Consider the following 17,873-nt stretch of genomic DNA (forward strand, 5'->3'; position numbering starts at 1 on the left):
CGGTTACTCACAGTACAGCCTTCCAGGCTGGATAGTCTTGCTTGCTGTAAACCTCGACACACTAAAATGCAGAGTCGGCGCATAGTGGATCTGAAAAAACGGTGATACCGAGTCATTTTTGGTTGCCTTAAACATAAAGCGCAGCATAGCCACATTTGTTGGCGCTGCCACCTGTGCAGCAAAAGCATCTTAGCCTGGAGGGTTTTACTGTGAGTACCCCCGAGTGCGAAGCGATATTGACCGCGGCGAATCTTTGCCCGTGCCGCTACCACCTATGCAGCAAAAGTATCTTGGCCTGGAGGGCTATACCGTGAGTACCCCCGAGTGCGAAGCGATATTGACCGTGGCGAATCTTTGCCAGTGCCGCTACCACCTATGCAGCAAAAGTATCTTAGCCTGGAAGGCTATACTGTGAGTAACCCCGGGCAACGCCCGGGGATAGCAGATGGCAAGGAAAGATTAGCCTGGAGGGCTATACGCCCGAGAAGATGGCGGCGCGAGCCGCGACTCCTCCTTTGTCTCGTCACTTTCCTTTTAAAATTGGGGTCTGGGAGCGCACCTAGGAAAAACTGGGAGCGCACCTAGGAAAAACTAGGAGCGCACCTAAGAAAAACTAGGAGCGCACCTAGGAAAAACTAGGAGCGCACCCAGTTAACCTAAAATTAGCCTTCTCCTAATTTAACTTAGGTGCGCTCCTAAGGAAACTGCGCGCCGTTGCAGTGCAGGGTTTGCGCGCCGTTTTGTGTAGGGTTTTGAACGCTTCCATGTAGCGTTCTGTGTAGGGTTTACATTCACCTTTCTTGTAGGGTTTTGAACGCTTCAATGTATAGTTTGTGTATAGTTTGTGTATAGTTTGAAGCACAAACTATACACAACGCAACACGCGGATAATCAGAAGAATGCAAGGTTTGTGTAGGGTTTTGTGTATAGTTTGTATAGTTTTTTTGTTTCCCCATTTATTTACGTATATAGGAGCGTTGTGCCGGCAGCCGTCATGGGGCATCATAGAAATTGCCGCTCGCTGTTGTGTCAGGAGCGGCAAATGTTTTTAAAAAATGTAGGGTTGGACGAATGAGTCGTTGGAGGAGCAGGTTTATCTCGCGCTTTTCATGACGCGTTGGATTTCGCGTTTGTCCTGTTGTTCTCTCAGTGAGGCGCGTTTGTCATATTCCTTTTTTCCTCGGCAGAGAGCAATTTCCACTTTGGCGAGTCCTCGTTCACTGAGATAGATGCGAAGGGGGACGATGCTGAAACCGGGGGAGCGGGAGTCAGCGACGAGTCGGTTGATTTCGCGGCGGTTCAGCAGCAGTTTACGGTCTCGGCGAGCGGAGTGGTTGAGATAGGAGCCTCGTTCGTAGGGAGCGATGTAGGAATTTTTCATCCACACCTCTCCGTTGTTGATGTAGCAGAAACTGTCGGTGAGCGACGCCTTGCCCGTTCGGATGCTTTTGATTTCCGTTCCGGTCAGGACGATTCCTGCGCTGTAGCGGTCGAGAATCAGATAGTCAAATCGTGCGCGGCGGTTTTGAATGTTCACCGAACTTGATATTTTGAGTTTATTTTGGCTCATGGGAGGTAGTTAGTTTTTGATGGTCACAAACTGTGAGATTTGTTCGTTCACGTGGTCAGCGATTTGTTCGGTGATTTCTTCTTCGTGGATGACGAAGGCATCGTCCAGGTCGTCGAAGTCCTCGAAGTTTTCATACATTGCCATGAACTCCTCGTCGGAGCGTTCTTGTGTGATTTCCGCCTCGTGTTTTTTGTAGAGCGTGTGACCTTTGTTGATGAATTTTGCGAAGTCCGTCAGTCCCCAGAGTTTCATGACGTGGGCAAAGGGGTTACGATAGATGAACGGACCGTAGCCGTTGTAGATGAGTTGCACGTGTCCGCCGTCCAGCACCTCGCTGCGGAAAATCCAGTATGCCCAGAGCGTGATTTGTTCCGGCGTGAGGCGCGCCATGGTGTCGCCGTTCAGTTCGCCCGCAACGGATTCACTGATTCTGTTCACGATGAGTTCGAGGTAGTCGAAACTTCCGCGTTCGCGTGCTTCTTGAAGTTCGGAGGAGGTGGCGGATGCAAGAGGGTTCATGAGTGTGTCGTTAAGTTTTTCTGTCGTATATATATATATTAATAAGGTATAGGCTTCTCGCTTCTGCGACCTATATAATAAGGTATAGGCTTCTCGCTTCTGCGACCTATATCATAAGGTATAGGCGATTCAGCGGGCGGGAGTGATGCGCACGGTTTTGCCTTTGATTTTCACTTTTCGCTGTGTGGCAAACGCTTTTGCGGCTTCGGAGGCAATGGCGACATAGGTGTGTCGCTCGTTCAGAGAAATCATACCGATGGCTTCAAAGGGAACGTCGCACTGTTTACAGAGCGCGCCGACGATGTCGCCGTTGCGGAGTTTCTCCTTTCGTCCGCAGTCCAAATGTAGCAAGGAGAAAGCGGTCGGTGGTGGGAGTTGCGTGGCGGTCGGCAGCGGTGATGGCGTGAGGTCCGCGTCCGGAAGCATCGCTCGGAGGTCGTCGGAGGGAGCAAGCAGAAAGTGTGCCACGCCGGCTTTGCCTTGGCGTGCGGTACGTCCATTCCGGTGAATGACCTGCTCGGCGGTGCGGGGAAGGTCAAAGTGAACCACGTGTGCCACGTCGGCAATGTCCAATCCTCGGGCTGCGAGGTCTGTGCAGACCAGCGTGCGTGCTGCGCCGCATCGAAAGCGCAACAAGGCGCGTTCGCGTTCCGCCTGTTCCATGCCGCCGTGATAGAAAGCAAGGGAAAGCCCCGTGCGACACAGTTGGCGACGGAGAAGTTCCACTCCCTCGCGGGTTTCGACAAACACGATGGAGGACTCATCGCCCAGTGTGCAAAGCAGGTGCAACAGTACTTCCGCTTTGTCCGCTTCCTCAGGCAGAAGATAGGTGCGGAACGAAAGCCCCGACAGCGTTTCGGTTTCGTGAAGGAAGTCCAGTCTGACGATGTCCCGTTCACTCATCTTTTGCAGGAAACGTGGAATCTCCGGTGTGTCGGTGGCAGAACTCAGCCAAACATTTTGAATGCGGAGAAATCTTTGGGCAATCTCGTTCAACGTGTCCCGGAAGCCAAGTTCAAAACACTTGTCAAACTCATCGACGAGCAGGAGGGTGGTGGTGTCGGGCGAGAAAGTCTTCCGTGTGAGGTGGTCCAGCAAGCGTCCCGGTGTGGCGAAGACCACTTTCGGTTGGCAGTTCGTCAGTGCAGCCTGTTCTTCGGGAAAGGAGTGACCGCCGCGGAGACAGACCGAAGGAAAGCCGGTGTGCATGGCGTTCCAGATGGTTTGATGCTGAAGAACCAGTTCGCGAGTCGGTGCCAGACACACTGCCGCCGAGTCTTGTTCCGAAAGACGTTCCAGAAGCGGGAGCAGTACCGCCAGCGTCTTGCCCGAGCCGGTGGGAGCGAGGAGCACCACAGCCCCTTTTGCCGTGCGGCAAGTTTCCCACATTTTTTCTTGCAGGGGCAGGAGTCGTTCAATGCCCAGGTTTTGCAGGAGAGAGTTCAGTTCCTTCATTGTGCCGTGTCGGCGTGGATTTGTCGGATGCCGCCGTTCAACGGGTCAAGCACCACGGTGGTCATGCGTTTGTTGAAGAGTTCGCCGCCGAGGTGTTCCACGCGTCCGAAGCAAGGCAGGGCGAGGGTGAGGCTGTGCATTTCTTCGTCGCCTTTCCAAAGTTTGATGTTCGCTTTTCCCGGCACGATGTGGCGCAGGTCTTCTTTCTCCTTCTTCGGCTTGGCACCCGGTGTCTCCGTCACGGCGGGCAGGCTGTGGAGGTCTGTGACAGACAGCGAGAAAGGTTCGCCGGCGGGGTCGTCAGCATCGATGAAACCAAGATAGCGTGAGAAAGCAAAAAGCGGGAATTTGTTCAGTTCGCCGCTGAGTTCCACGTCTTTCACCACCACGTGTTTCTCCATCGTGGTCGTACCGCTGAAGAGCGAGAGCAAGCCTTCTTCCTGTTCGTCAAGACTGGCGAGCATCAGTTTGAGTTGTTCACCGTCCTTCGGCATGAACTCCGCCTGTCCTTTGATCAAGAGCGAGCGATTCTCGCGTATGTCATAGATTTCAGATGCTGCGAGTTCCGCCATTTTTGCTTTGCTGCCGGCGGAGAGGATGGCTTCCGTTTTGAAGTTGTTCCCCACGATTTGTTTCGTTGGGATGGGAGTGACGGAAGGTTGGGGCAGGGTAACGGTGTCGGCGACTTGTGCGTTGATGGCGAGCAGTCGTCCGTCGGATGTGAGGCTCACGAAGGGAGCACTGGTTTTCGGGTTGAGTTTGATGGTATATGCCTGCTTCGTGTCGGCGGTGCCGTAGGGGATGAGTGTGATTTTCGTGATTTTCCATTCGTCCCACGGTGTGAGCGCGACGTCGTTGAGTCGGAGATATGCTTTGGCGTAGTCAGCATATTCTCCCGGCACGTGTTTTGTGCAGGTGGCTTCCACGGCGATACAGATGCGCGCTTTGGGAAGGAAGTAGGTGATTCCTTCCGGTGTGATGCCGGGTTGATAGGCGTTCACCTGGGTTTGTGCGTTGAGGTTCGCGGCGAAGAGAGAGAGGAGGCAGAGTGCCCATTTGAGTGCTTTCATGAGAGATGTTTTTGGGTCAGAGGAGTCAAAGAGTAAGTTTCCTGAAGGCTTGGGGGAGCGCGGCGATGATGTCGTGGGCAGTGACGCTGTGTTCACCCAGTTTTTCGGCAGCGATGTCGCCGGCAAGTCCGTGGAGATAGACGCCCATGCGGCAGGCATCCAGCATGGAATAGTGCTGCGCCAGGAGTGCGGTCACGATGCCCGTCAGGACGTCGCCGCTTCCGGCGGTTCCCATGCCGCTGTTGCCCGTGGTGTTGAAGAAGACCTTTCCTTCCGGTGTGCAGACGGCAGAGTGATGTCCTTTGAAGATGATGTAGAACTGATGGCGGCGGCAGAGATTGACGGCTTCGAGCAACATGCTGAAACTGTCGTGGCGGCAGATGCCGAGTTTTTGCATTTCTCCGGGATGCGGCGTGAAGACCACGTTCTGCGGAATCTGCGTCATCCAGCCTTTGTGGTCGCCGAGGATGTTGATGGCATCGGCGTCGATGACCATCGGTACAGCCACGTGACTCACCTGCTCGATGAAAGCGAGCGCCGTTTCTTTTCCCGTGCCGATTCCGGGACCGATGGCGATGGCGTCAAACGCATCGGTGCGAACGGGAGAGGTGAAGACCTTCGGGTGTTTGTCCAGAGAGAGCACAGCCTCGGGGACAGCGGTTTGGAGGATGTTATTGTTCAGTTCCGGCGTGTGAACCGTCACCTTTCCGACACCGCTTCTGAGACAGGCTTGCGTGGAGAGGATGGCTGCGCCCGCCATGCCATAACTTCCCGCCACCAAGAGGGCGTGACCGAAGGTGCCTTTGTGGCCATAGACCGGGCGTTTCTTCCACATGCCGCGGATGTCCTCGGCGGTGGTGAGATGGAAGGCGCTTTCGATTTTCTCTTCGGTTTTGGGGGAGATGCCGATGGGAAGGAGGTGCATCTCGCCGACATAGGGCAGCGTGTCGTCAAGCAGCAGCGAGAGTTTCGGAGCGTGGAGGGTCAGGGTGTGGTCTGCATTGACGATGGTGGACGGAGTGTTGAAACTGTTGTCTTCACAGAGCAGTCCCGAGGGGATGTCGATGCTGACGACTTCGGCGGGCGATGAGTTGATGAGTTTCACCAGCGAGGCAAAGCCGCCGTTGAGCGGTTTCTTCAGCCCAATGCCGAAGAGGGCGTCAATGACCAGCGTGTCTTCATCCAGTTTCGGAGTCTCAAACTGCTGTGTGATTTCGGAGAACGTCACCTGCGGACATTCTTGTTGCAGTTTTTCGCTGTTCTCGCGGCAGTCATCGCTGAGTTGGTTTCGTGTGTTGAAGAGAAAGACACTGATGTCGCTGAAGCCGGCTTTTGAGAGCAGACGTGCGATGGCGAGTCCGTCGCCGCCGTTGCCGCCGGGACCGGCAAAGACCACAATTCTTCTGTCGAATCTGCCGATGTGAGTGAGCAAAAATTCGGCACATGCGATGGCGGCTCTCTCCATGAGTTCGAGAGAACTGATTTGTTCGTCACGAATGGCGGCAGCGTCTAAATCATGTATTTGAGATGAATTGAAAACCTTCATGTGACAGTTTTTTTGAGGGGACACCTTTTCAAGGGTTGTTCTATAAATTACGGATTAAGGTGCATTCGAAAGAAAGTGCTTACGTTTTCAACCTAATTTATAGAACATTCGTTCAGAAGTTCCACCAATGCTTTTTCTTTTTCGGCAGGCTGCCGTGTTGCATTTCTTCCAGATATTCGGCGTAGGTGATTCCTCGTGAAATCATTTGGTAGATGACTCCCCAGTCGGGCAGTCCGCCGACGTTCCGGTCATCGATGAAGACATCCGCTTTGAGTTTGCGGCTCCAGTGTTTCGTTCCTTGATGATCACAGGCATCCTCGTCAATGTCAGCATTGACGGCGTAGAAGCGTACGCCTCTTTCTTCGCACCATTTCACAGCCTCTTCCAACAATTCTCCCTCTCTGACGGAGAAGAGGACGAGTTTGTGACCTTCTTCCATGAAGCGGCGCAGGGTGGAGGTGGCAAAGGGAAGTTCTTTCCCGATGGCGGGATAGCGATGCTCGACGATGGTGCCGTCAAAATCTACTGATATAACCATTTCTTATATGTTTTTATTGGATTTTTTTTAGGAGAGGCTCATTCTGCATTCCGAGAAGTCAATTACTCTTTCAGTCTTGGAATTTGCAGACCTTTCAGTCCTTTTTGAACGATGAGTTCGCAGCGGAAAGGAGGAATCCGACTGCCTGCGGCAGCATGGACGAACGCATTCTCTTTGTGGCTGAGCAGGTAGGTCGTGTCGTCAGTGACATGGCTGCCGTCAAAGGTGGAGCGGAAGGAGAAGCCTGCCAATTCGTGCGATGCGGGGGCAGCAGCGGTCGTGCCTTTCAGAGAGGAGAAGCGGATGGTCAGCGGTGTGGTTTCGCCCGGCGCGTTTGTCTTCACGAGATAGGGCATTCCGGCGCCCATCTCCTTCACGGCGTGGAGTGCAAACTCGTGTTCGTTCTCGCTCTCTTTCAGTTGTGCCACTGTCACGCCGTCCGGCACTCGGGTGGGGAAGGGAAGGCAGAGCGTTTGCCAGTGTCCGTCGCCGCTGATGCTTCTTTCGAGCGACATCTGCGATTCATCCACGGAGAAGACGCGTTCGGCGAAAAAGGGCTGTTTGTCCGTCAGTTCCGTGGGGCGGAGCAAGTGGCGCGAACCGTCCGTTTTCTCCGTCACCACGAAGTTCCAACTTTCGGGCACGGCGTTGGCTGCATTTTCTGCCACGAAGAGCGGATAGTTGGTCGCGGTCGGTGATGACAAAAAACTGCGGGCTCGGACAGGAAGGGAGATTTGCGTGAGGTCGGCGGCGCGTGAGCCTTCAAAGTCAAGGGCTGCGAGGGATGCGGCACTCCATCCTCCTTGAAGCACGAGGACGCCGCGGCTGTCTATTTCCTTGGAGGGCTGCGTCGCAAAAACGGCGGGGCGCGTGGCAGTTCCGTTCTCCGTTGTCAGCAGTTTCCATTGTCCTGCGGCAGCATCGTAGCACAGACTGCGAGGCGTCTCTTCCACCGTTGTCATCGTGCCGTTCTTCATCATCCAAAGTGTTTCGGCACTGCTTGTTTGGAGTTGAAGGTCAAAGAATTTTCCTTCTTTCTCCAGTACAAAACATTCGTTGTCTCGTTTCCGGAAGGTGAAGGTTTCCACACGTTCGTCGGGCGCCCAAGCCTCGTTGGTCAGTTCGTTGTCGACAAGGTCAAGCGGTGCTCCCTCGGCGGTGCGGAAGAGCGTGCCGCTGTTCAGTCCGACGGTGGCGCCGTCTTCGAGGGTGGTTTTGTCTCCGACGCGGTCGCTCAACCCCTGACGGTAGAGAATGAGTTTTGTGGCGGAGGTGGAAGAATAGTTGTCAAAATAGATACCTTTCGTCCCGTTGCCGGTGACTTCTTCCGCTCTCAGCCATCTGCTTGCAGAGGTGGCGTCCCCAAGCGCGAAAGTTTCCTCGTCTTGTGCCGTCAAAGTCCATTCGCTCAGACTGTTGTTTGCCGTTTCCAGCGTGATGCCGAGGTTTCCGTTCTTCACTCGTGTCACGTTCTTCCCGTTTTCTGCCGAGGTGATGCGAACCGTTCCGTGCTCGGTGCGGGTGATGCGCCACATTCGTGTGACGTTGGTGTAGGTCAGTTCCTTTTCCGGTTTCTCCTGCATCCACGAGCCGACGAGTTTGTTGGCAGCAGTCTTGACCATGTTTGTCAAGAGCACGAAACGTCCGTCGTTGAGTGTGCAGGCGATGAGATAGACTCCATCATCGGTCACCTCTTCCATTTTTGTGACGCGCCCAAACACGTCAGTAGTCTTCTCTTCGGCTTGGAGCGGAGAGAAGACCACAAAAAATGCGAAAAGGAGAAAGAGAATCCGGGGCATAACTCTCAGAGGGAAGAAGACAGCGTGTCACTCGTCTTTTTCTTGCAGGTTGGCGATTTTGATTAGGTATTGTCCGTACTGGTTCTTCAGCATGGGTTCTGCGAGTCGTTTGACGTCTTCGGGCGAAATCCATCCCTGCTTCATGGCGATTCCCTCGAGACATCCGATTTTCTGTCCCGTTCTTTTTTCAATCACTTCGATGAAGGTGGACGCTTCGCTGAGACTGTCGTGGGTGCCGGTGTCAAGCCAGGCGAAGCCGATGCCGAGTGTTTGCACCATCAGTTCGCCCGCCTCAAGGAACTCCTGATTGACGGTGGTGATTTCCAACTCGCCGCGGGCAGAGGGTTTGATGTGCTTCGCCACCTCGACGACTTTGTTGGGATAGAAGTAGAGTCCGACGACGGCATAGTTTGACTTGGGCTGGGCGGGCTTCTCTTCGATGCTGACACAGTTTCCTTGCGCGTCAAACTCCACGACGCCGTATCTCTCGGGGTCGTTCACCCGATAGCCGAAGACGGTGGCTTTGTGTTCTTCTTCAGCGGTGCGCACGGCTTCGCGGAGCATTCTGCCGAAGTGGCTTCCGTGGAAGATGTTGTCGCCGAGCACGAGGCAGACGCTGTCGTCACCGATGAACTCCTCGCCGATGAGGAACGCCTGCGCCAGTCCGTCGGGGGAGGGCTGTTCGGCGTAGGAGAAGTTCACGCCGTAGTCACTGCCATCGCCGAGCAAGCGCTTGAAACCCGGCAGGTCCTGTGGAGTGGAGATGATGAGGATGTCGCGGATTCCGGCAAGCATGAGGACGGAGATGGGATAATAGACCATCGGCTTGTCGAAGATGGGAATTAACTGCTTACTGATTCCTTTTGTAATAGGGTAGAGCCGGGTACCACTGCCTCCGGCCAAAACGATGCCTTTCATAGAAAAGATTTTGCTTAGGAAACACAAAATTTGGGTGCAATCCTCAGATTGCCACCGCAAAGAAAAGCATTTATATCCAAGAAACCGCCTTTTTTGTCGTGATTTTTGGGTTTTCGGCGCAAACAGTCCCTTTTTGCACGCGAATGTCGCAGTTTCTTTCGATTGTCGGAAGGTTTCCGACTCAGCGGAGGTGTGCCTCTTCATACCACGGAATACAGTTCACACGGAAGATTTCTTGAGGTGGCTCACTGTTCAACAAAGAGGGGGTAGGGGAAGTGTCACAGAGGATAGTTTTTATATCGTTTTTTTGCAAACAGGACTGAGCAGAATGGTTTATATAATGGGCTGTTCGTCAAATTTATGAAATTATTTTTGCGGTTAAGTTTAACACTCTGCGTAATTTTGCCGCGTGAATGTCTGGCGTAAACCACATTCGACAGCGTAGAGCATAACCTTTGTTCTTTACACACTCGTGAAAACAAATTTCACAAACCTCAGTTGATAAATCGCCTTCCGCAGGTGTCAGAAATGGACATCGGCAGAAGACTCTTTGTGTGTCAGAAATTTGATACCGCTTTGCGGCGGAGTTGATAGAATACAAATAATCAATTCATTCATATCATGTTAAAATTATTTTCAACAAGGAAATGGCTGCTCACGATGCTCCTGCTCGTGGCGGCAATGGTCATGCCGGTCACGGGCAAAGCTCAGATGACGTTGACGTATGACAGCAGTTCAAGTGGTTATTCTAATGAAACAGCCAGCAACCTGTTTGATGGAGACACATCCACCAAATGGTGCTACGATGCGCCATCCATCTCTTCGTCCGCCTGGGTGGTGTTTAAGGCAAACGAGGCATGCAGGCTCAAAGGCTATACCATAACCACAGCCAATGACAATGCTTCCAACCGTGACAGAAATCCCAAGGACTGGAAAATATACGGAAGCAACGACAAGAGCAATTGGACAGAACTTGTTTCTGTTTACAATGATAGCAAGTTGCAGGATGAGGACTTTACGCCATACGAATACACTCTTGCAACCTCAATTGACACCAAATATGAATATTACAAGTGGGAAATCACAGCCAACCAGGGTGCTGACGTTTTCCAGGTGTCGGAATTCTCCATTGCAGTCTCTCAATGTACAGAGACAGAACATGAAGGTACATTGTTGCTGAAAGAGCAAAGGGATGCAACCTGTATCGAGGTTGGCTACACTCAGGATTTCTATCAGTGCGACAGATGTGGAAGATGCTACAGCGATGCTGCGGGCACCCATGCAATCGACCTTGCGTCTGTGATTCTTCAAGCCAAGGGACATACTTTCAATGGTGAGAACGGCGATTGCAGCGTGTGCGGAGTCTCACACATGCTTTCTCATGCCGGAACATCCGCTGATCCTTTCCAGATAAGCAATGCTGACGACCTCTACTGGTTTGCTGCCTGGGTCAATGGCACATATACGTCGGCAGAGGGTGAGACAGCCGTGACGCACCTTGATGCCTGTGCTGTTCTGACGAACGACATCACCGTGAACACCGGTGTTCTGAATGCGGATGGAACGTTGGTAAGTGATGTAAGCGGTTTCAGAGAATGGACGCCTATAGGAAGTGTAGATTTTTCGTACGATGGAATATTTAATGGACAAGGGCATACGATTAGCGGCTTGTATTTTAATCATTCACAGAGAAGTTATGTAGGTTTCTTCGGATATATTGAAATACACAGCAAAATATCCAATGTAGGCATTGTTGATTCTTATTTCTGCGGCTCCACCTATGTCGGCGGCATGTGCGGAAGGGGATACGGAATTATTGAAAACTGCTATAACGCTAACACGGTAAGTGGTACAAGTATTGTCGGCGGCGTGTGTGGATTTAAAGACTACCGTCCTATAAATAACTGTTATATTACAGGGGCGGTAAGCGGCAGCGACCATGTCGGCGGCGTGTGCGGATATAATTATGGCACCATCTCAAACTGCTACTTTAACAGTGAAAAATGCGACAAAGATGCTGTCGGAACTAATCACAGCAGCACCGTCATCAACACCAAGGGCAAGACCACGGCACAGTTCGCAAGCGGTGAGGTATGTTATCTGCTGAACAAAGGCGTGACCAATGACACGCAGTCATGGTATCAGAACCTTGCGAGTGAAGGCGGAGACTCATATCCTGTCTTGAAATCAAATGGTAACAACACGGTGTATGTCAGCCAACCTTGTACGCTCCAATTCTCCAACACTCCGGTGGCTATTGAGCACTCCTTAGACCCGGACGGATTCTGTACAAAGTGCGGCGGTTATGAGCCGGCAACGCTGACAACTGATAAGCATGACATCAACGGCGACGGAGAAAAGGATGAAGTTTACGAAATCGCCAATGCCGGACAACTTTATTGGTTTGCCGCTCTTGTCAACGGAACACTTGCTGACGGCACGGCGCAGAATCTTTCTGCAAATGCAGTTCTTTTGAACGACATCACCGTGAACACCGGTGTTTTGACTGCGGATGGCACGCTCGCAAGCGATGTCAGCGGTTTCAGAGTCTGGACGCCTGTCGGAAATGATTCTAATCCGTACCAAGGAACCTTTGACGGGCAGAGCCATACGGTCCGCGGCTTGTATTTCAACAATTCAGCGACAGACTATGTCGGACTCTTCGGATATATAGGCAATGGCGGCAAGATTTCCAATGTGGGCGTTGTGGATTCGTATTTCTACGGAAATAATAATGTCGGCGGCGTGTGCGGACGTAACATCTCCGCTTCCATAAGTAACTGTTATAGTGCAGGTTCGGTAAGTGGCAGCAGCTCCTTTGTCGGCGGCGTGTGCGGGTATAGCGACAACGGTAACATAAGTAACTGTTATAGTGCAGGTGCGGTAATTGGCAGCTCCTATGTCGGCGGCGTGTGCGGGTTTAACAACTACGGTAACATAAGTAACTGTTATAGTGCAGGTGCGGTCAGCGGCAGCGACAATGTCGGCAGTGTGTGCGGATATAATTATCGAGGCACAGTTTTATACTGCTACTTTAACAGCGAAAAATGCAACAAAGATGCTGTCGGAACAAATGAAAGCGGCACCGTCACCAACGTCGAGGGCAAGACCACGGCACAGTTCGCAAGCGGCGAGGTCTGCTATCTGCTCAACGAAGGCAAGTCCGACGGCACGCAGGCATGGTATCAGAACCTTACACCGGAAACCGGCGACCAATTGCCGATATGGAAAGCAACCGGTGAAAATACCGTATATCAAGTCACAAAGTATTCCGGTTGTGAACATGAGCCTGGTACTTCTGTCGAATTATATTCCAACCTGAATAAAGATATTTATGAAGGCTACACTTCGGAGGGCACCTGTTCTCATGGCTACCAGAAGGCTTTCTTCAACTCTACAGACAACGCATACGAGATATCCAATGTAGGACAACTTTTGTGGTTTGCCGGTCTCGTAAACGGCACGCTGACTGACGGCACGCCGCAGAATCTTTCTGCAAACGCAGTTCTTGTGAACGACATCACCGTGAACACCGGTGTTTTGACTGCGGATGGCACGCTCGCAAGCGATGTAAGCGGTTTCAAAGTCTGGACGCCTATCGGAAATTTTGACAATCAGTACAAAGGAACCTTTAACGGACAGAGCCATACGGTCAGTGGTTTATATTTCGACAATTCAGCGACAGACTATGTCGGACTCTTCGGATGTATAGGCAGTGGCGGCAAAATTACCAATGTGGGCGTTGTGGATTCGTATTTCAATGGTAAAGATGAGGTCGGCGGTGTGTGCGGACGTAACAACTCCGCTTCCATAAGTAACTGTTATAGTGCAGGTGCGGTAAGTGGCAGCAGCTCCTTTGTCGGCGGCGTGTGCGGGTTTAACGACAACGGTAACATAAGCAACTGTTATAGTGCAAGTGCAGTAATTGGCAACACCTATGTCGGCGGCGTGTGCGGAAATAATCATAGCGGTGAAACAAGTAACTGTTATAGTGTAGGTTCGGTAAGAGGCGGCACCGATGTCGGCGGCGTGTGCGGAAAGACAAACAACGGTACCATAAGTAACTGTTATAGTGTAGGTGCGGTAAGTGGCCCCACCAGTGTCGGCGGCGTGTGCGGAAATAATTATTTCAGTACCATCTCAAACTGCTACTTTGACAGCGAAGAATGCGATAAAGATGCTGTCGGAACTAGTAACTTCAGCATCGCCACCAATGTCGAGGGCAAGACCACGGCACAGTTTGCAAGCGGTGAGGTCTGCTATCTGCTCAACGGCAGCAAGTCCGACGGCACGCAGGCATGGTATCAGAACCTCACTCTGGAAACGGGCGACAAATATCCCGTGCTGACCAGCAACGGCAACAACACGGTGTATTATGCCTCCCTGCTCTGCGGAGGTATAAATAAGGTGGGTAACACGTATGCCAATACCGACACGGTGAGCGTTGAGCACGTCTTGGGCGAAGAGGTATCTTTCAATGAAGAAAAATCAATCTATCAGAAAACCTGTCAGAGAACAGGCTGCGGCACTGCATTCTATTTCGCTGACAGCAAGGGTTCCTATGCAGCAGAAGAAGATGCGGAGGGCGCATTCACTACCGACACTTATGTGTTGCAAGACGCGACGGAATACGTCAATCAGGCAGTATGCACCGCCACAGAATTCACCTACACCCGCTCGTTCCCCGGAACAAACTGGGCGGCATGGTATGTGCCTTTCGAACTTACGCTCACCGAGGAGATATGCTCCAAGTATAAGTTCTCGCGCATCAGCAACGTACACCAGTACGACACCGACTACAACGGAACTGCAGACAAGACGATTGTGGAAAGTTTCATCCAGAAGCCGGGTGTGACGCTGCAAGCCAACTACCCCTATCTTGTGAAGCCGGTGACAGAGGCAGACCGGGAAATGAGCCTCACGCTGACGAATGTGGTGGCAGCCAAGGCAGAGTCAAACAGCATCGACTGCCAGAGCGTGGATTATAAATACACCTTCACCGGAACCTACAGCGGACTGGGTGACGGAGGAACGGCAGACAATTCACCTTACGCCCTCTTCAGTGACGGACAATGGTGGCATTTCAAGAGTCTTTCTCCCATGCGTCACTATCTCACCATCAGTTCACTCACCCCATCCTATCTGGCTGCCCCCGCTTTGATTGTGCTTCAGGTGACAGGCGAAGAGGGTGCCACAGGCATCGTCACTCCCTATGATGAGAATCGCAAAAAGAGCGAAACTTACGACCTCTCAGGCAGACGCCTGCCCGAACACAACCAGCACGGACTGATGATCCGGGATGGAAAGGTGATATGGAAGAAATAACAAAACCAACAAGAAATCAATATCGTCATGAAACACAATATTAGAAACAACAACATGCTGCTCACGCTGCTCCTGCTCGTGGCGGCAATGGTCATGCCGGTCACGGGCAAAGCTCAGGTGACGTTGACGTATGACATAAGTTCAGGAGATTATTATAATGAAAAAGCCAGCAACCTGTTTGATGGAGACACATCCACCAAATGGCTCCACATGGCGCCATCCACCTCACAGCCTGCCTGGGTGGTGTTTAAGGCAAACGTGGCATGCAGGCTCAAAGGCTATACCATAACCACAGCCAATGACATTGCTTTCGACCGTGGCGGAAATCCCAAGGACTGGAAAATATACGGAAGAAACGACGTGGGCGGTTGGACAGAGCTTGTTTCTGTTTCCAAAGATACCAAGTTGCAGGATGAGAACTCTACGTCATACGAATACACTCTTGCAACCGCAATTGACACCCAATATAAATATTACATGTGGGAAATCACAGCCAACAAGGGTGGTGCTCTTTTACGGGTGTCGGAATTCTCCATTACGATCTGTCAATGTACAGAGACAGAACATGAAGGTACATTGTTGCTGAAAGAGCAAAGGAATGCAACCTGTATGGAGGTTGGCTACACTCAGAATTTCTATCAGTGCGACAGATGTGGAAGATGCTACAGCGATGCTGAGTGCACCCATGCAATCGACCTTGCGTCTGTGACCATCCCAGCCAATGGGCATACTTTCGAAGGTGAGAACGGTAATTGCAGCGTGTGCGGATTTTCACACATGTTTTCTCACGCCGGAACATCCGCTGATCCTTTCCAGATAAGCAATGATGACGACCTCTACTGTTTTGCTGCCTGGGTCAATGGCACATATACGCCGGCAGAGGGTGAGACAGCCGTGACGCACCTTGATGCCTGTGCTGTTCTGACGAACGACATCACCGTGAACACCGGTGTTCTGAATGCGAATGGAACGTTGGTAAGTGATGTAAGCGTAAGGGGTTTCAGAGAATGGACGCCTATAGGACGTGGAGATTTTTCGTACAATGGAATATTTAATGGACAAGGGCATACGATCAGCGGCTTGTATTTTAATACAAATAATTCAATTAGTTCAAAAGGAAATTATGTAGGTTTCTTCGGATCTACTGGCAGATACAGCAAAATATCCAATGTAGGCATTGTTGATTCTTATTTCTGCGGCCTCAACTATGTCGGCGGTGTGTGCGGACGTAGCGACTACGGTAACATAAGTAACTGTTATAGTGCAAGTACGGTAAGTGGCAGTCTCAGTGTCGGCGGCGTGTGCGGACATCACTCCTACGGTGAAATAAGTAACTGTTATAGTGCAGGTGCGGTAAGCGCCACCAGCAACTTTGTCGGCGGCGTGTGCGGAACTAATTCTAGTGGCATCATCTTAAACTGCTACTTTGACAGCGAAAAATACACAGGAAAAGCTATTGGATTAAATAGTGGCACCTCCACCAACAACAAGGGCAAGATCACGGCAGAGTTCGCAAGCGGCGAGGTCTGCTATCTGCTCAACGGCAGCAAGTCCGACGGCACGCAGGCATGGTATCAGAACCTTACACCGCAAACGGGCGACAAACATCCTGTGCTGACGAACAGTGGCAACAACACGGTGTATGATGCCCCCCTGCTCTGCGGAGGTATAAAGAATGTGGGTAACACGTATGCCAATACCGAAACGGTGAGCGTTGAGCACGACCTGACCGGTGAGCCGTCTTTCAATGAAGAAAAAGCAATCTACCAGAAAATCTGTCAGAGAGAAGGTTGCGGCGCTACATGTTATTTCGCTGACAGCAAGGGACTCTATGCAGCAAAAGAAGAGGCGGGCGCATTCACAGCCAACACTTATGTGTTGCAAGACGCCACAACGTATGACAACCGGGCTGTGTTCACGGTGAACGACTTCACCTACGCACGCACTTTTGAGGACACGGGATGGACCACGTGGTATGTGCCCTTCGACCTTGTGCTGACTGAGGAACTGTGTAACACCTATTCCTTCTCACGCATCAACAACGTACACCGATATGATGACAATGACGACGGAACACCCGACCGCACAGAGGTAGAGGCATTCAACCAACTGGCAGGAGTGACCTTGAAAGCCAACTATCCCTATCTCGTGAAAGCAAAGACCGACGGAAACCTCCACATGGCTCTTCTGCTGAATAGCGTAACACCTGCCAAGGCTGAGGACAACGGATGCTTCTGCCAGAGCGTGGACTACAAATATTCGTTCACCGGCACCTATTCCGGACTGAGCGAGGTGGGCACAGGCAGTGAGGACCCCTATTCTCTGCAGTCAAACGGTGAGTGGACCCATCAGTCGGAGATTTCTCCCATGCGACACTATCTGACCGTTACCTCACGAAATGCCGCACCGCTCAGTTCCCTCGCACGCATCTCCCTGGTGGTGATTGGCGACGAAAACCTCACAGGCACGGTGATTCCCTACAGCCAAGAGAAACGTCAGACTGAAACCTACGACCTGTCGGGCAGACTGACCCACAGCAACCCACGAGGCATTGTGATCAGAAACGGAAAGAAAATCATTCAAAAATAAAAACAGACATAATGAAAGCATATATTAAGCCCGCCATACAAGTCATCCGCATCCACACGCTGGAGATGCTTGCCTCTTCGTTGGGCGAGACAGATGTCAACATCGGTGGTGGCTATGGCCCCGGCGGAGACGCTCCCTCTGACCAGAGACAGTGGGAAGGCGATGTGGCATGGGATAATTTTGAAGAAAAAAATTATTGACCTGCCCGGAATTGTCGTCTGACCCGGAATTTTCGTTGGACTCTGATATAGTGGTGAACATTTATCTGCACCCTGTTCATCACTTGTTCAATACTTGTTCAATGCTTGTTCATCACTTGTTCAGCATTTGTTCAATACATATTCTGCACCTGTTCTGCACGCTTTCGATGTGTGCGGAACGGGTGCAGAAAGTTTAACCCGTTTTTGTTGTCCTTCCGCCCCGTGGTTTTGTCTTTCCTTCAAAGCCGCTTCGCCGTCTTCGCGGGCGTACAGCCCTCCAGGCTAATCTTTCCTTGCCTCCTACTATCCCCGGGCGTTGCCCGGGGTTACTCACAGTATAGCCC

The 17,873-nt window shown here is 51.8% G+C and carries 11 protein-coding genes; 3 read left to right on the plus strand and 8 right to left on the minus strand.

The window, feature by feature from the left end:
- Positions 1-1,093: 1,093 nt before the first annotated feature.
- The 8 genes from smpB to rfbA all read right to left on the minus strand — a co-directional run bounded on the left by smpB (position 1,094) and on the right by rfbA (position 9,415).
- Positions 1,094-1,570, minus strand: coding sequence for an SsrA-binding protein SmpB (smpB, locus tag I6E40_RS08985; protein WP_235386706.1), 477 nt, complete (start codon positions 1,568-1,570; stop codon positions 1,094-1,096).
- 9 nt (positions 1,571-1,579) lie between these two features.
- Positions 1,580-2,089 carry a DMP19 family protein gene (locus tag I6E40_RS08990; protein WP_235386707.1) on the minus strand — a complete coding sequence of 170 codons (510 nt, stop codon included), beginning with the start codon at positions 2,087-2,089 and terminating at the stop codon, positions 1,580-1,582.
- Between the two features lie 129 nt (positions 2,090-2,218).
- Positions 2,219-3,544, minus strand: coding sequence for a DEAD/DEAH box helicase (locus tag I6E40_RS08995; RefSeq protein ID WP_235386708.1), 1,326 nt, complete (start codon positions 3,542-3,544; stop codon positions 2,219-2,221).
- A complete protein-coding gene (locus I6E40_RS09000) occupies positions 3,541-4,614 on the minus strand; it encodes a DUF4831 family protein (protein WP_235386709.1) in 1,074 nt (357 codons plus the stop codon). Before I6E40_RS09000 ends, I6E40_RS08995 begins: the two co-directional genes overlap by 4 nt.
- A gap of 25 nt (positions 4,615-4,639) precedes the next feature.
- Positions 4,640-6,160, minus strand: coding sequence for an NAD(P)H-hydrate dehydratase (locus tag I6E40_RS09005; protein ID WP_235386710.1), 1,521 nt, complete (start codon positions 6,158-6,160; stop codon positions 4,640-4,642).
- A gap of 112 nt (positions 6,161-6,272) precedes the next feature.
- Positions 6,273-6,698: a BT0820 family HAD-type phosphatase gene (locus I6E40_RS09010; RefSeq protein ID WP_235386711.1), complete on the minus strand. Its 426-nt coding sequence runs from the start codon at positions 6,696-6,698 to the stop codon at positions 6,273-6,275.
- A 62-nt stretch (positions 6,699-6,760) separates the two neighbouring features.
- Positions 6,761-8,497 (minus strand): hypothetical protein, encoded by a 1,737-nt coding sequence (locus I6E40_RS09015; protein ID WP_235386712.1) that lies wholly within the window; start codon positions 8,495-8,497, stop codon positions 6,761-6,763.
- A gap of 27 nt (positions 8,498-8,524) precedes the next feature.
- On the minus strand, positions 8,525-9,415 hold the full coding sequence (rfbA, locus tag I6E40_RS09020) for a glucose-1-phosphate thymidylyltransferase RfbA (RefSeq protein WP_235386713.1): 891 nt from the start codon (positions 9,413-9,415) through the stop codon (positions 8,525-8,527).
- Between the two features lie 621 nt (positions 9,416-10,036).
- Here rfbA and I6E40_RS09025 point away from each other — a divergent pair.
- The 3 genes from I6E40_RS09025 to I6E40_RS09035 are packed head-to-tail and all read left to right on the plus strand — an operon-like array spanning position 10,037 to position 17,529.
- The gene (locus I6E40_RS09025) at positions 10,037-14,740 is read left to right on the plus strand and encodes a discoidin domain-containing protein (protein ID WP_235386714.1); all 4,704 of its coding nucleotides are present in this window, start codon (positions 10,037-10,039) and stop codon (positions 14,738-14,740) included.
- Positions 14,741-14,767: 27 nt separating this feature from the next.
- Positions 14,768-17,329 (plus strand): discoidin domain-containing protein, encoded by a 2,562-nt coding sequence (locus I6E40_RS09030; RefSeq protein WP_235386715.1) that lies wholly within the window; start codon positions 14,768-14,770, stop codon positions 17,327-17,329.
- Between the two features lie 11 nt (positions 17,330-17,340).
- Entirely contained in the window at positions 17,341-17,529 is a 189-nt protein-coding gene (locus I6E40_RS09035; RefSeq protein WP_235386716.1) for a hypothetical protein, read from the plus strand.
- Positions 17,530-17,873: the final 344 nt, after the last annotated feature.

Origin of the sequence: Prevotellamassilia timonensis (assembly GCF_021531665.1) — a bacterium.
Classification (GTDB): domain Bacteria; phylum Bacteroidota; class Bacteroidia; order Bacteroidales; family Bacteroidaceae; genus Alloprevotella.

What these genes read in the sequence shown, in the direction of transcription:
- smpB (WP_235386706.1), bottom strand. Translation starts at nt 1,570, where the DNA reads ATGAGCCAAAATAAACTCAAAATATCAAGTTCGGTGAACATTCAAAAC.
- I6E40_RS08990 (WP_235386707.1), bottom strand. Translation starts at nt 2,089, where the DNA reads ATGAACCCTCTTGCATCCGCCACCTCCTCCGAACTTCAAGAAGCACGC.
- I6E40_RS08995 (WP_235386708.1), bottom strand. Translation starts at nt 3,544, where the DNA reads ATGAAGGAACTGAACTCTCTCCTGCAAAACCTGGGCATTGAACGACTC.
- I6E40_RS09000 (WP_235386709.1), bottom strand. Translation starts at nt 4,614, where the DNA reads ATGAAAGCACTCAAATGGGCACTCTGCCTCCTCTCTCTCTTCGCCGCG.
- I6E40_RS09005 (WP_235386710.1), bottom strand. Translation starts at nt 6,160, where the DNA reads ATGAAGGTTTTCAATTCATCTCAAATACATGATTTAGACGCTGCCGCC.
- I6E40_RS09010 (WP_235386711.1), bottom strand. Translation starts at nt 6,698, where the DNA reads ATGGTTATATCAGTAGATTTTGACGGCACCATCGTCGAGCATCGCTAT.
- I6E40_RS09015 (WP_235386712.1), bottom strand. Translation starts at nt 8,497, where the DNA reads ATGCCCCGGATTCTCTTTCTCCTTTTCGCATTTTTTGTGGTCTTCTCT.
- rfbA (WP_235386713.1), bottom strand. Translation starts at nt 9,415, where the DNA reads ATGAAAGGCATCGTTTTGGCCGGAGGCAGTGGTACCCGGCTCTACCCT.
- I6E40_RS09025 (WP_235386714.1), top strand. Translation starts at nt 10,037, where the DNA reads ATGTTAAAATTATTTTCAACAAGGAAATGGCTGCTCACGATGCTCCTG.
- I6E40_RS09030 (WP_235386715.1), top strand. Translation starts at nt 14,768, where the DNA reads ATGAAACACAATATTAGAAACAACAACATGCTGCTCACGCTGCTCCTG.
- I6E40_RS09035 (WP_235386716.1), top strand. Translation starts at nt 17,341, where the DNA reads ATGAAAGCATATATTAAGCCCGCCATACAAGTCATCCGCATCCACACG.